A 13,426-nucleotide genomic window follows, 5' to 3' on the forward strand; every position below is an offset into this window, starting at 1 on the left:
GATGTGCCAAACATCACAGCTCAATGTCCGGACTGGGCTTGTTGTCCAAGGGTCGGGCTTCCTTCACGGTGATCCGGACGGTGTGGGTTTCCACCTTGCCGCTGGCCGACTTGACCTCGTAGCTGACCTCGTCAGTCCCCTTGTAGGTGGGGTTGGCCTTATAGAAGACCCCTTGCGCCGTCGCCTCCAGGCTTGGGCATCGGGTGATCCGGCCGGCCTTGAGCTTTCCGCTCCGCACGTTCAGTTCGCCGTGCTTGGGCGGGGTCAGCACCCGGACCGTCGGCAGCGGACCCGAGGTACAGTCTTTCTGCACATTGCCGTAGACGCCCAGGCGGTTTGATTTGCCAGCGACCACCTCAGCGCTCCGGTAGGCGCTGTTGGTCTGGGACAGGGCAGCGGTTCCGGACAGGGCAAGAATGCAGGCGAGGGCGGAGAGCGCCGCTGCGGGGCGTCTGAAACGGTGCATGTGCTGTTTCCTCATGAGAGAGTAACGCTTAAGGGCAGGGAGGCTGTAGCAGGACAGCCTCCCTGCAGGACATCAATGCTTGGGATCTGCGGGGGCGCCGGCGGCCTTACGCCGGCCAGCCCGCCTGGTGAGCATGTTCAGGCCTTCGACCAAGGCTGAGAAGGCCATGGCAGCGTAGATGTAGCCCTTCGGCACATGCGCCCCAAAGCCCTCCGCGATCAGTGTCATGCCGATCATCAAGAGGAAGCCCAGCGTCAGCATCACCACCGTCGGGTTGTTGTGCATGAACTGGGCGAGCGGGTTGGCGGCCACGAGCATCACGGTCACGGCGACAACCACCGCAATCACCATGATCGCGACATGATCCGTCATGCCGACCGCCGTGATGATGCTGTCGAGCGAGAAGACGAGGTCGAGCAGCAGGATCTGGAAGATCGCGGCGCCAAAGGTCATGCCTGCTGCCTTGGTGGTGTCGAACACATCGTCCGTCGGTCGAGGATCGACGTTGTGGTGGATCTCCTTTGTGGCCTTCCAGACCAGAAACAGGCCGCCACCGATCAGGATCAGGTCACGCCAGGAGAAAGCATGCTCAAAAAGGGTGAAGAGCGGCTCGGTGAGAGTGACGATGATGGCGATGGTGCCAAGAAGTGCAAGCCGCAGGAACAGCGCCAGTCCAATGCCGATGCGGCGGGCTTTCGAGCGCTGGTGCTCGGGCAGCTTGTTCGTCAGGATCGAGATGAAGATCAGGTTGTCGATCCCGAGCACCACCTCCATCACGATCAGGGTCGCCAGCGCCACCAGGGCGGTCGGGTCGGAAATCCAGGCAAAGTCCATTAGGATTCCTTTTGCGTCCTTGGTCAGTAAGTTGGTGTAAAAGCGAACAAAATGCCTCTGCCCGCCCGGCACTCCGTCATTTCCCACACGCCCGAGGGTGGGGAGGTGTAGGGCTCCGGCTGCGGGCGCTCGCGCAGGCGGAACTTGATGAATGCCCGCCCAAGATCCAGAAACGAGAGATGGCCGACCTTGCCAGGTGACGCCGTCCTGACGCCTGTCTCATCCAGCAGCCTGAAGCCTGTCGTGATCTCGGGGGTGCGGCCGGCGCCGTCCAGAACGGAGGTCAGCACGCCCTCGCCGGTGCGCTCATCGGCAGTGACCTTGAACCGAAACGTCTCGTTGGTCTTTTGGATCGTGAGATCGAAAATCTGAATGTCGCCGTCCTGGCCTCCCCGCAAGACGTAGGCATGTGAGGAGAACTTCGGCCGGAAGGTGGCCTGGTCCAGCCTGCAGGCGGCGGCCTCAGCCGTGACCGGGAGGAGGGTCAGCCCGGCGATGAAAAGAGCGATGCGTGTGTGCATGGTCAGGCGGCCTCCTGGTCCGTGATGCGAGTGGCGAGAACCTTGTCGATCCGGCGGCTGTCCAGGTCGACGACCTCGAAGCGCCAGCCCATCGCCTCGACCGTCTCGCCTGTGTCAGGCAGGTGCTGGAGTTCGCCGATCACCAAGCCCGCGACGGTCTCGTAGTCGCGCCGCTCCGGCAGGGCGATCCCAAGCTGATCGGCCATCTCATCCGCCGGCATCCAGCCGGCCAGAAGCCAGGAGCCGTCCTCCCGCTGCACCGCCTCCGGCTCGGCCTCGCCCTCGTCCGAGCGGAAGGCGCCCGCAATCGCGTCGAGGATGTCGGCCGGCGTGATGACGCCGTCGAAATGGCCATACTCGTCATGCACGAGCGCCATCGGGACCTCCGCCTGTCGCAGCACCTCAAGGGCATCGAGAGCATCGAGAGTGTCTGGGATGATCGGCGCCTGGCGGATATGGCCGCGGACGTCGAGAGGCTCCTCCCTTAACGCTGCGCCTTAACGCTGCGGCCAGGAGTTCCCGGGCCTGCACGACGCCGAGAATGTTGTCGGGGTGTCCTGCGGCCACCGGCAGCCGCGAATGGGGCGTGTTGATCAGCGTCTCGCGGACTTCGAACGCGGTGTCCTCCATGTCGATCCAGTCGACATCCGTGCGCGTCATGGCCCCGCGCACCGCCCGGTCGCCCAAGCGCATGACACCCGCGATCATCTTGCGCTCACCGGTCTCGATCACGCCGGCGGTTTCGGCCTCGGCCATAATCGTCTTGATCTCCTCTTCCGTGACAGCGCTTTCCGATTCCGTGCTCTGGCCGAGCAGACGGAAGATCAGCTGGGTCGAGGCATCGAGCAGCCAGACCACCGGGGCTGCGATGCGGGAGATGAAGGCCATCAGGGGCGCGTCCGCACAGGCGATCCCCTCCGGGTTCTTGAGCGCCAGGTGCTTGGGCACGAGTTCGCCCACCACGACGGAGAGGTAGGTGATCGTGCCGATCACAAGACCATAACCGAGAGGCTCGGCGGCCCTGTCCGGCACGCCCCAGCCCTCTAGGATCCCGGTAAGCTTGGCGCCGAGCGCCGCGCCCGAGAAGGCTCCGGCCAGAATGCCGACGAGGGTGATGCCGATCTGGACCGTGGAGAGGAAACGGCCCGGCTCCTCCGCCAGCTTGAGGGCGATGCTGGCCCCGGTGCGTCCATTGTCGGCCATCATCTTCAGACGGGCTTTCCGGGCTGAGACGATAGCAAGCTCGGACAGCGCGAACAGGCCATTCAAGAGGATCAAAAGGAGGGCTATGCCAAGTTCCAGCACGGATTCCTCCAGTGCGCGAGACACTGCTCCAGCGTTGTCGAGATTGGGGCTGCAGGGGACGGGTTGAGGGCCGTCATCCGATGAGAACCCACAGCTGATCGAGGAAAGCACAGATCCCGGCGATGATCGCCGAGGAAATGGCGGCTAGGGTCAGGATGCTGCCCAGCGCGGCAAGCCAGCCGATGATCGTGGCCACGCCATCCCGCTCCATGATGCCCAGCGCAAAGGCCGCAATTGCAAAAGCCGGAGGCATGTTGCCGAAGGGGATCGGCAGGAAGAGGATGACAGCCAGGAGGAGGCAGGCCGCGCCGACGATCCGCTCCGGGATAGGATGGAGCAACATGGTCAGCCGGGGCCGCAGGAAGCGCTCTGCCTTGTGGAGAACCGGGGTGAGCTTTGTCGTCAGATACGTGAAGAACTCGCGGGAGATGGATCGCTCACGGATGAGGCGCGGCATCCACAGGGTGGAGCGCCCCAGCATCAGCTGGGCTGTGACGAAGAGAAGCGGCGCTCCCAGGACGGCCGACATGCCGGGCGGCAGCGGCAGAATGTTGGGGGCAGCAAACAGGAGCATCAGGGCGCCGAAGGCCCGGTCGCCGAAGGCGTTCAGCACCTCGCCGATGCTGATGTCCGAGGCAGGCCGGCTGGCGAGCCCGCTCAGGATCTCAGAAAACCGTTGTCGCGGCTCGGTATCCTCATCAGGTGTTACGACGGCTTTGAGACGACTGGAAGGGTCGGGCATGGATCCTGTCTATAGGCTCGCCCAGAGGCAAGGGGCTGTTCCGGAAGATGGGGCACGAGACTATTGTTGTGCCAGACTGACCCGCTGGGTCTCATCAAGCTCCCGGTACATGTGTTGATCGTTGTTGTATTCGGCCAGCGTAGCGAGCTGCGCCACATCCATGTTGCGCAGGACCACCTTTCCACCGTCAACCGCAAGGTTTGCCGTCGGAACGGCCACCTCCTTGCCGCCGATACCGAGAAAGCTTCCATACTTGATCACCACGAACTGCCTGAGGTCGGCGGTGCTCTCCACCGCGTCCATGATCTCCCCGATGGTGCGTCCCTTCGGGCCCACCAGGTCCATGTCCCATAGCTCTTCCACCTTCAGCAGTCGCTGGGCGGGCTTCAGGGTCGCTCTGGGTGTGGTGGAGCCTGTAGCCGTGACGGACGAGGGCGGAGAGGCGGGGACTGGTCCAGACGGGGCTGTTTGCGCCATGGCGCGCGCAACCATGGCGGCCATCAGGACTGAGGCCAGGGCAAGAAGAGGCTTGGTCATGATCTTCTTTAACCGAGGTCGGGAGCACTTCTCAAGACGAAGGCGCCGAAGCCGTGGTGCTCCAAGGCCTGAACAAGCGGCGGGGCGGCCGATCAACGGATGCGAGATCAGCCGCCCCGGTTGCTCAATCAGGGGTTAGATATCCTCTTCGAACCCGAAATCCTCACCTGCATCTCCCATGTCCTCAGCTGCCGTCTGCTGCGGCTCCGGCTGGCCCGCCTCCGCCGCATTGGCCTCGCCTCCACCCGAGAAGGCCCCGGCGATCATGTTGCCGAGGAGCACGCCGCCGGCAACGCCCATGGCGGTCTGCACCGCTCCGGCCAGAAAGCCGCCACCACCGCGGGGAGCCATGCCGGGCGTTGTGTGGGGCGGCATGCCCTGCCCGGGGTGCAGCTGATAGGGCTGATGTGGCTGAGGACGGGTCTGCCCGCCGCCGAAGAGTCCGGACAGGAAACCGCCTCCACCAGCCGGGCGGCTGGCGAGCTCCTGCTCCAGCTGCTGGATGCGGCCATGGGCGGCGCTCAGGGCCTGCTCCTGCACCACTATGGTCTGGGCCATGTAGTAGGGCGCATTCGGCTGGTGATTGATCTGGGAACGGATGAGGCTGGCCGCTTCCGCATCCGGGGCGGCCGACTGGCGCTCAACCTGGGCGATCTTGCCGAAGAGCTGCTCAATGGCCTGACGGTCCTGATGGTCCATGTAAATTGATCCTTTCTGGCAATAAACGGTAGTTACTCTTCCCGTTGCCCGGTGAGGCTGAGCAAGAGCTGGAAGATGTTGACGAAGTTCAGGTAGAGCGAGAGTGCGCCGAATACGGCCATCTTGTTGTTGGCCTCGTGCCCAAAGCCTTCGGCATACTGCTCCTTGATCGCCTGCGTGTCATAGGCGGTCAGACCCGTGAACACGAGCACGCCAATGATCGAGATCGCGAACTGCAAGGCGCTTGATGCAAGGAAGATGTTCACCAGCGATGCGATGATGACACCAATCAGGCCCATGAACAGGAATGAGCCGAACTTCGACAGATCCCGCTTGGTCGTGTAGCCGTAGAGGCTGGTCGCACCGAACATGGTCGCGGTGATGAAGAAAGTGCGCGCAATGCTCGTGCCGGTGAACACCAGGAACACCGAGGCGAGCGACAGGCCCATCACGGCCGAGAAGGCGAAGAAGGCGGTGCGCGCTGATGCTGCCGTCATCCTGTCCATGCGGAACGAGAAGAAGAAGATGAAGGCGAGGGGCGCCAGCATCACCACCCACTTGAGCGGCGTCTGGAAGATCGGCACGTAGAGGGCAGGGGTCGAGGCGACGAAAAAGGCGACTAGGCCCGTCACAACCAGGCCGATACCCATGTAGTTGTAGACCCGCAGCATGTGCTGGCGCAGGCCCTCGTCGAAGAGGGCGCCGTGCGGGTGGGCCGTGGTGGTCTGCCAGGCATAAGGTGAATTCATCGAGTGTTTCTCCTAAGGGTTACTGAAGCTTGCTGGAGAGGCGGTTGGCTGCCCGCTCAATTGCCTTGGCACTGCCGGTTCCGGTCAGGGCATAGGCCAGCGAGCCTGTCTGCCAGTACGCCGCCTTAGCGGTCTCGAACCGGGACAGGGTCGGGGCAATGACGTCGAAGCCCGACACGCGCGCGGCGAAGAGCGACACCCGGCCGAGATCGCCGGCATCAATGGCGATCTCGATGCTGTGGCCGTCTCGGGACGGGAAGACCTGAGCGTCCCGCACCTGCCAGTCTTCCGGCAGGACTGGCAGGCGGATGCCGGTCTCGGCCAGGATCTCGGCCGTATCATAGCCGGCGACTTCGGGCTGCGAGATCATGCGGGCGCGCAGCAAGGCAGTCTCGTGCGAATGCAGAGCATCCTCGACAAAGGCTGGGGGCTTGGGGGAGGCCTCGCTGTCGGTGCTTCCAAGTCCGACCTGCCCGTGGGCAAACCAGCCGAACCCGATGAGCGACACCACGGCTGCCAGCCGGCGAAGACGCAGGCCCAGGTCACGCCAGGCTAGACCTCGCTCAAGCTGCGAAGCGAGCTTCAGCGTCGCTTCCGGAGGGCGGGCCAGGTTGCCCGCAGAGGCGAGACGCAGGGCATCGCGATCCTTAAGGTCGGCCATCACCTGGGCGGCGGCGGCAGGATGACGAGCGAGATATTCCTCGACCTCGATCCGGCGGGCGGCTTCGAGTTGATCGTCGACATAGGCAAGCAGGTCGGTCTCGGTGATTGGATCAGACATCGGATCCTCCGACGATGCGCAGGGTAGGCCGGGACTGGCCCTCGGCAGGCTGCGGAAGGTCACTGCCCGCCTCGAAAGCCCGCAGGGCGGCTCGGGCGCGCCCGAGGCGGGACATCAGGGTTCCGACTGGAATGCCCAGAGCCGTGGCGGCTTCCTGGTAGGACAGTCCCTCGATGGCGACGAGATGCAGCGCGGCTCGCTGCTCGTCCGGCAGGCTCATGAAGGCAGCTTGAACCTGCTGGAGCCTAACACGGCTCTCCTGCTCGGGAGCAGTGGCAGTTTCGGCAAGAATGGCTGTATGCGCGGCACGGCGGGTTTCTGCGGCGTGACGGCGGCGGTCATCGATGAAGACGTTGTGCAAAATGGAAAGCAGCCAGCCGCGCAGGTTGCCGCCCGAGCGGAACGAGCCGCGGCGTTCGTATGCGCGGACAAGGGCGTCCTGCACCAGGTCCTCGGCCCGGCTCTCGTCGCGCGTCAGGGCGCGGGCGTAGCGCCGCAGCGGGCCCAGCAAACCGATGACATCCATGCGCTTGGGGTTGTTCATGACCGGTATACGGAGCGGCTCGCCGCCTTAATCCGGACGAATGCCGAAATTCCTGGCTCCGGTGCGCTCATGCCCAAAGCCGCCTTGCCCGGGCGGCTGCCGTGCCGGCATCGAAGATCCGGACGAGCCGTTCCAGCGCGAAGGGCTTGCGCAGGAAGATGCCGTTCCGCAGCCGGCCCGGCGGCTCTGAGAGGGCGGCAGAGGCATAGACAGTGAGCTTGTGGGGCGAGACGAAGCTGAAGGTGGTGCCGACCTCCCAGCCATCGACCGGGCCGGGGAGACGAGCCTCGCAACACAAACCATCGAACTCGAGGGCGGAGATGAGATCGAGAGCGGCCTCCGCCGATCCGTCGGGCGCGAGAACAACGTCGTAGCCGGCCTGCCTGAGAGTGACCGCAATCAGGTCCCGCAGTTCGGCATCGTCCTCGACGATGAGAATGGTGGGAGAGGCGGCTTGGAATAGCGTGGAATCCATGAACGGATCCTCCCGTTGCGGCCGCGCTCGTGGGCGCAAGGGCAAAAGAAGGAGTCCGACATCGCGAGCGGCGACCCGCCCGCCAGAGGGGCCCGGATCCTCGGAATAAGAATCAGTTAAGATGCGAAGGCCGTAAACGGAAGGGCAGGGATCTGACATCCTCGCCCGAACCCAGACGCAGTTCGAGGCGCAGATTTCCGGTGTCCGGAACGGAACCCAGGAGCCCGTTCCGCCTTACCGACAGCCGAGGACGGAGTACTCCCCGTCAATCACACGGTTCGGGTGCGGGCGTCGGTTCGCCTGGCGCAGCTTCCGCCGGAGATAGAGGTGCAGGGCCAGCCCGCCGACCAGGGCCACTGGTAGGAGCACGAGCAGGATCGTGAAGGCGAGCAGGAGCACGGTCAAGCCCAGCGAAACCAGCACCGCCAGCCGGACCGCTGTTATCCAGAACGGCCGCGAGCCCATAGTTTGCCTGAGATCGCCCAGAGTTGCCCACATCGTCGTTTCCTTTCCGACCGGTTCTGCGCCACCGCAGCCCGGCATTGTCAGCTTGGCCGTTCCCGCATGACACGGAGGTGGTCGGAGCATGACGAACGGTTCATGATCCGGGGGCCGTGGATGCGTCTGCACCGCGGGCGAGGCTTGCTCCCCTTGCGGACGTATACGGTTGCCGCCGGGGACTTAATCTCCGGCTCGTGCAGGAACATGCCGGCTCACTGGGCAAGAGCGCTGATCGCGAACTGCAGGGCTGCCAGCGAGACCGAGACCGCGGTCGCTAGAGCGGCACGCCGGTTCAGCACCTGGTACGGTTGATCGCGACCATCATGCGGTTGATGTCGGCCGCATCCAGGATCTCGTGCCGGCTCACCCGTCGCACGCTGCGGCTGCTGGCCTGCCACCACAGCGCCACCCAGACGAGGACGGACAGGATCGTGAGAACCTCGAGGATCTAAAAGGGAAGCATTGTCGCTTTCGTGCCGAATAACGAATCCGAGGAGATGAGATGGTGGTGGTCGCGTTGTGGCACAGGCGGCCTCGAACGCCTGCCGGGTGCGACATCTTAACCAGAGCTTAACTATTATCTTGGGTGTTCATCTCCTGCCGGGTCAGTGGACGGACGGGAAACAGGCCGTTGACGATACGGCGGTGCGGGTATGCAGCCACTTTCCTTCAGGCACACAGGCGCCTCTCGATTCTCGCGAACGATCATCCACACGCTGGCACCAGCTGGGCTGTTGCTCGGCATGCTCAGCGGCGTTGAAGCCCAGACGACGGCCGCTCTTCCGGCCGCCTCTCAGCCGGTGGCGCAGATCGGTGCTGCCAAGCCTATCACTGCATGGGTCCGCTTTTGCGAGCAGTGCCCGGCCGAGTGCGCCATTGATCTCGCCCGGCCCGCCACCATCCGCTCACCGCGGCCGAGTGGCAGACGGTCAACTGGATCAACCGCCAGGTGAACGCCGCGATCAAGGCGAAGACGGATGAGGATCACGGGGGCGTGGAGGACCGCTGGGACTTTGCCGAGGACGGCTATGGTAATTTCGCGGACTACCAGCTCGTCGAACGCAAGCTGCTCGTCGAGGCCGGCTTTCCGCGCCGGGCACTGCGCATGACCGTGGTGATCGACGAGCTGGGCGAGGGCCATGCCGTCCTGATGGTGCGCACCAGCCGGGGCGACTTCATCCTCGACAACAAGAAGGATGCCATCCTGCCCTGGCACCAGACGGGCTACACCTACATCAAGCGCGAAGGCGATGATGGCACAACCTGGGCCTCACTCGGTCGCCAGAGCTCGCCGGTGATGACCGCGAACCGGTAGACCGGCCTGTGCCTAATCCAGCGTCAGCTCTGGCCGGGCTACATCACGCGGCCTTAACGAAGATCTGCCTCTCCTGCAGATCCCCCGCCTTCCTGCACCTGGGGCCTGCTGCTTGACGGGGCGCAGATCTGCGAGAGTGCAGCAGTGGCCCAAGCGGAATGCCAGCAGCCGCTTGGTCCCAGAGCGAACCAATTCCAACAGAGCACCTGGTCGAAACTGCCCCCGAACACATCCTTGTGATCGGCTGGCTGCAGCCTTGCAGTTGTCGAAAGCGTCCTTGGCTTTTACCGCATGTTAACCGCCCCGGTTGAGCCTTCCCCAAGCACACACTGCTTTCTCCATCCAAGTTTTGTCAGGGTTCATCATTGCTGGAACGACTGCTTTTCCGTTTCGCCGCCGCTGTATCTCAATCCCGGCTGGTACAGGTTCCCCTCATCCTGCTTTCAATGCTTCTTATCCCCGCCCAAGGCCTGGCGAACGAACGCTACGCCGGGATCGTGTGGGATATCACCTCGGGCAAGGTGCTCTATTCCGACGATGCCGACAAGCGCCGCTATCCCGCATCCCTGACCAAGATGATGACGCTCTACGTCCTGTTCGAGGACCTGGAGAAGGGGCAGGTGAAGCTGGACACTCCGCTCACGGTCTCCGCTCATGCGGCGGCTCAGGTGCCGACAAAGCTCGGGCTAAAAGCGGGGGAGACAATCTCGGTCGAGGCTGCCATCAAGGGGCTTGTGACCCGTTCTGCCAATGATGCCGCGGTCGTGATTGCAGAGAACCTGGCCGGGAGCGAACCGGCCTTTGCCGAGCGCATGACCCGCACGGCTCACGACCTCGGTATGACCAGCACCCAGTTCCGCAACGCCTCGGGACTACCCAACCCGGATCAGGTCACCACTGCGCGCGACATGATGCTGCTCGGCACTGCGCTCCAGGTCCGGTTTCCGCGCCACTATTCCTACTTCAAGACGCGCTCCTTCACTTACAGGGGTCGCACCTATCGGAGCCACAACCGGCTGGTCGGTCGCGTCAATGGCGTCGACGGTATTAAGACAGGCTATATCCGGGCCTCGGGCTTCAATCTCGTGACCTCGGTGCGGCGCGGGGGACGCAAGATCGTCGCCGTTGTTCTGGGCGGACGCACCGCCAAGCGCCGCGACAACCACATGGCCTCTCTCATCAGCCGCTACCTTCCGAAGGCGAAAGTCGGCAAGGGCTATGCCGCCGAAGTTCTGGCCATGGTCGGGAAGAAGCCGGTGGTCGTGGCTTCTGCCGATCCGTCCCTTGCGGCCACCGCGCTGCCGCCTGTGGCGACGGATGCAACAGTTGCGGCACAGCCCGATGGCGTGCGCGCCGGGCCTGTGATCCAGATCGGCGCTCTTCCGAGCAGCGCGGCGGCCGAAAAGGCTCTCAAGGACGCCCAGTCGGCGCATGGTGAGATTCTGGCCGGGCTCAAGCCGGTAACGGAACCCTACAAGAACTTTGTCCGGGCTCGTTTTGCTGGTTTCTCCGACCGAAAGGCAGCCCAGGATGCCTGCGAGCAACTGCGGAAAGAGGCAGTGCCGTGTCTGGTGCTGGAACTCTGACAGGGTGTGACTTGCGCGAAGTAAGGCAGGGCCTGCACGGCAGGTCCTCGCCCCGTTAGAGTTGCCAGCGCCAACATCGTCCAGCCTGCGGCTGTAGCGGTTCACTGCACAGCTCCGGTTTGCTGATAATGGCGCCGCCCCCGATGAAGCCGACACCTGGGGCATTGTCTAGCGACGGTCCGATCAGCATGGACCGCCGACCGGGCCAGCAGCTGACTGGCTGGCATAGGGGGTGTAATGCGAAACCTATGTTTACATTAGACCGAACCACATCCCTCGAGCAGGTGATCAAGAAGAGCCGGTTCATTGCCCTTGCAGGCCCGGTGGCGAATGAGCAGGCGGCCAAGGACTTTATCGCCGCCCATTCCGATCCGCACGCCAACCACAATTGCTGGGCGTGGCGGATCGGTCAGATCTATCGGTTCAGCGACGATGGCGAACCCAGTGGTACCGCCGGCAAGCCGATCTTGCAGGCCACCGATCGGCTTCAACTCGACAGCATCGCTATTGTCGTAACGCGTTGGTTTGGAGGTGTCCTACTCGGCAGCGGCGGTCTGGTCTGGGCCTATGGCGGAACGGCCGCGGCGTGCTTGCGCGAAGCCACTCTCGTGCAGATCGTGGCCGTTCAGGAGGCCACCATCTTCGTCCCGTTCTCCGACTCTGCGCTAGTGAGGGCGCGGCTTGCAAGCATTGCGGGCGTTCATCTCCGCCATGAGAATTTTACTGAAACGGGCGTGACGATCACGGCCGATCTCCCCGAAGCGACCGCCCCGCACATCGTTCGGATGATCACCGACGTCACCAGTGGACGGGCGTCGATTTCGATCAAGCCATGAGCGCCGTCCTGCTATGAGCCACCTGGCTCTCCGGCGAGAACCAGGGCATCGGCTCCTCCAGCCCTGGCTCGTCTCGGTTAAGGTACAGGCGGCACGAGAGTGACCGGACCACGCACGCCCTCTCGGCCGCAGAAGGGCAGGTTCCAGGTGATCAGCGGACCTTCAATATACCAATCGGGAACTTCCCGGTTTGACCACCCAAACCAGACCTGCGCAAGGCAAAGACTTTCGAGCTTGGCGGCTGATCGCGAGAGGCCAATTCATCCCGGTGGCACCGGGCGAGGGCGAGAGCCGCTATCGATGGCGACGAACGTGAAGACCGCTTCCGTCACCTTGACCTGCTCGTCTCCATCCCGGGAGCGGCGCCAGGCCTCGACCTGGAACTTCATGGAGGTCCGCCCGGTCGAAATCAGATCCGCATAGACCGAGACCTCATCGCCGACGTGAACTGGGCTGTGAAACGCCATCCCGTCCACCGCCACGGTCACGCAGCGACCGCGGGCCCGCCGGGCGGCTGCATTGCCTGTCGCAAGAACCATCTGCGACATTAGCCAACCCGAAGATGTGCCCGGTAGGGTTCGTGTCCGAAGGCATCGCAACGGTCCGAATGACGGCTTCGCGTACCCCGCTATTCTCGACCGTCATGACTGCCTCTTCCCCGTGTCCGCGCCGCAGCTCTCAGTGTTCCAGGATCGGCCTGATTTCCTGAAGATTCTCGATGGTGTGCTCCAGGTGGCAGCGCTGCGCCTGCGAGGCCTCTGCGTTCCTCCCGCGCTCCAGCAGGTCAAGGATCTGGAGATGCTCCTCGCATTGCTGGCAGTAACGCGTGCGGTCGATCATGGAGCGATACGAGAGCAGGCGACGGACGCGGCTGGATTGGGAGCCGCTGGCGCAGGTTGGCGACTTTGGATCAAGCCCTCTGCGACAGAGCGGGGATTGTGAGTTCCCGCAGAGCTTATCCTGCCGAGTGCCGTTCGATGAGTGCGCGGTGGTTCATGCCTTCTCGCCGATGCAGAGCGTCGTTGGCTTTGGCGATGCCCCGCCACAGGTTCCCAAGGCCTACGCGCAAGGGATAGGGAATGAGGCTTTGACGGAGGCCGTCACGGAGCTGCATGCGCTGGGCCTGGACCGATCCCTTGTGCCGACCTTCACCGAGGAGGGCGATACATATCCGGTCATCTCCGCTGCGTGTGACCGCTGGGAGCCGGATCTGCTCGTCATGGGAACCCATGGGCGCAGCCCGCTCACCGAGTTGTTCCTCGGCACCACGGCTGCGAGGGCCCTGGGCGAGGCCAGGTGCGACGTCCTGGTGAAGAGGGTTAATTAGTGGCCTGCCGTCCGGCGCATCGGACGCGCTCGCAATGTCGTCTTCAATGAGGCCCTGGTTGGTGTGATCTGAGACATGTTGAACCACTATCCGGTGGCTTGGTTCAGGTCATGCTGGCAAAGGGACGCTAAGGGTGGGCCATGCCTTGGATAGGGAGGCGCGAATTTCGCACCGGACAGCCCTTAGCACCGATGCGGCGGCGGCTGAT

The 13,426-nt window shown here is 63.7% G+C and carries 15 protein-coding genes and 3 pseudogenes; 4 read left to right on the forward strand and 14 right to left on the reverse strand.

Annotated features, from left to right (window positions below; translation table 11 throughout):
- Positions 1 to 13 precede the first annotated feature (13 nt).
- The 12 genes and pseudogenes from LG661_RS11450 to LG661_RS11505 form a co-directional block, all read right to left on the reverse strand.
- Positions 14 to 466 carry a 4-aminobutyrate aminotransferase gene (locus LG661_RS11450; RefSeq protein WP_230532041.1) on the reverse strand — a complete coding sequence of 151 codons (453 nt, stop codon included), beginning with the start codon at positions 464 to 466 and terminating at the stop codon, positions 14 to 16.
- A 72-nt stretch (positions 467 to 538) separates the two neighbouring features.
- The gene (locus LG661_RS11455) at positions 539 to 1,300 is read right to left on the reverse strand and encodes a TerC family protein (RefSeq protein ID WP_230532042.1); all 762 of its coding nucleotides are present in this window, start codon (positions 1,298 to 1,300) and stop codon (positions 539 to 541) included.
- Between the two features lie 23 nt (positions 1,301 to 1,323).
- Entirely contained in the window at positions 1,324 to 1,821 is a 498-nt protein-coding gene (locus LG661_RS11460) for a hypothetical protein (RefSeq protein WP_230532043.1), read from the reverse strand.
- A gap of 2 nt (positions 1,822 to 1,823) precedes the next feature.
- Positions 1,824 to 3,126, reverse strand: a pseudogene (locus LG661_RS11465) (hemolysin family protein).
- 73 nt (positions 3,127 to 3,199) lie between these two features.
- Complete coding sequence (locus LG661_RS11470; protein ID WP_230532044.1) at positions 3,200 to 3,868, reverse strand: exopolysaccharide biosynthesis protein; 669 nt, start codon at positions 3,866 to 3,868, stop codon at positions 3,200 to 3,202.
- Between the two features lie 60 nt (positions 3,869 to 3,928).
- Positions 3,929 to 4,405, reverse strand: coding sequence for a PRC-barrel domain-containing protein (locus LG661_RS11475; RefSeq protein WP_230532045.1), 477 nt, complete (start codon positions 4,403 to 4,405; stop codon positions 3,929 to 3,931).
- Positions 4,406 to 4,540: 135 nt separating this feature from the next.
- Entirely contained in the window at positions 4,541 to 5,104 is a 564-nt protein-coding gene (locus LG661_RS11480) for a DUF2076 domain-containing protein (protein WP_230532046.1), read from the reverse strand.
- Between the two features lie 32 nt (positions 5,105 to 5,136).
- On the reverse strand, positions 5,137 to 5,853 hold the full coding sequence (locus LG661_RS11485) for a Bax inhibitor-1/YccA family protein (RefSeq protein ID WP_230532047.1): 717 nt from the start codon (positions 5,851 to 5,853) through the stop codon (positions 5,137 to 5,139).
- Between the two features lie 19 nt (positions 5,854 to 5,872).
- Positions 5,873 to 6,634, reverse strand: coding sequence for an anti-sigma factor family protein (locus LG661_RS11490; protein WP_230532048.1), 762 nt, complete (start codon positions 6,632 to 6,634; stop codon positions 5,873 to 5,875).
- The gene (locus tag LG661_RS11495) at positions 6,627 to 7,178 is read right to left on the reverse strand and encodes a sigma-70 family RNA polymerase sigma factor (protein ID WP_230532049.1); all 552 of its coding nucleotides are present in this window, start codon (positions 7,176 to 7,178) and stop codon (positions 6,627 to 6,629) included. The genes LG661_RS11490 and LG661_RS11495 overlap by 8 nt, the downstream gene beginning before the upstream one ends.
- 67 nt (positions 7,179 to 7,245) lie before the next feature.
- Positions 7,246 to 7,653, reverse strand: coding sequence for a response regulator transcription factor (locus LG661_RS11500; protein WP_230532050.1), 408 nt, complete (start codon positions 7,651 to 7,653; stop codon positions 7,246 to 7,248).
- Between the two features lie 234 nt (positions 7,654 to 7,887).
- Positions 7,888 to 8,151, reverse strand: a complete 264-nt coding sequence (locus LG661_RS11505) for a hypothetical protein (protein WP_230532051.1) — start codon at positions 8,149 to 8,151, stop codon at positions 7,888 to 7,890.
- Between the two features lie 656 nt (positions 8,152 to 8,807).
- Here LG661_RS11505 and LG661_RS11510 point away from each other — a divergent pair.
- The 3 genes and pseudogenes from LG661_RS11510 (at position 8,808) to LG661_RS11520 (ending at position 11,891) form a co-directional block, all read left to right on the forward strand.
- Positions 8,808 to 9,469: pseudogene (locus tag LG661_RS11510) on the forward strand (transglutaminase-like cysteine peptidase).
- Between the two features lie 446 nt (positions 9,470 to 9,915).
- Entirely contained in the window at positions 9,916 to 11,055 is a 1,140-nt protein-coding gene (locus tag LG661_RS11515; protein WP_230532052.1) for a D-alanyl-D-alanine carboxypeptidase, read from the forward strand.
- Between the two features lie 248 nt (positions 11,056 to 11,303).
- The gene (locus LG661_RS11520; protein ID WP_230532053.1) at positions 11,304 to 11,891 is read left to right on the forward strand and encodes an IMPACT family protein; all 588 of its coding nucleotides are present in this window, start codon (positions 11,304 to 11,306) and stop codon (positions 11,889 to 11,891) included.
- A 260-nt stretch (positions 11,892 to 12,151) separates the two neighbouring features.
- On the opposite strand, the pseudogene LG661_RS11525 reads toward LG661_RS11520, so the two are convergent.
- A pseudogene (locus LG661_RS11525) lies at positions 12,152 to 12,536 on the reverse strand (acyl-CoA thioesterase).
- A 33-nt stretch (positions 12,537 to 12,569) separates the two neighbouring features.
- Positions 12,570 to 12,731 carry a GntR family transcriptional regulator gene (locus tag LG661_RS11530; RefSeq protein WP_230532054.1) on the reverse strand — a complete coding sequence of 54 codons (162 nt, stop codon included), beginning with the start codon at positions 12,729 to 12,731 and terminating at the stop codon, positions 12,570 to 12,572.
- Between the two features lie 148 nt (positions 12,732 to 12,879).
- On the opposite strand from LG661_RS11530, the gene LG661_RS11535 reads away from it, so the two are divergent.
- Entirely contained in the window at positions 12,880 to 13,218 is a 339-nt protein-coding gene (locus tag LG661_RS11535) for a universal stress protein (protein ID WP_230532055.1), read from the forward strand.
- The last annotated feature ends 208 nt before the right edge of the window (positions 13,219 to 13,426 follow it).

This window comes from Microvirga roseola, from assembly GCF_020866965.1.
Taxonomy (GTDB): Bacteria; Pseudomonadota; Alphaproteobacteria; order Rhizobiales; family Beijerinckiaceae; genus Microvirga; species Microvirga roseola.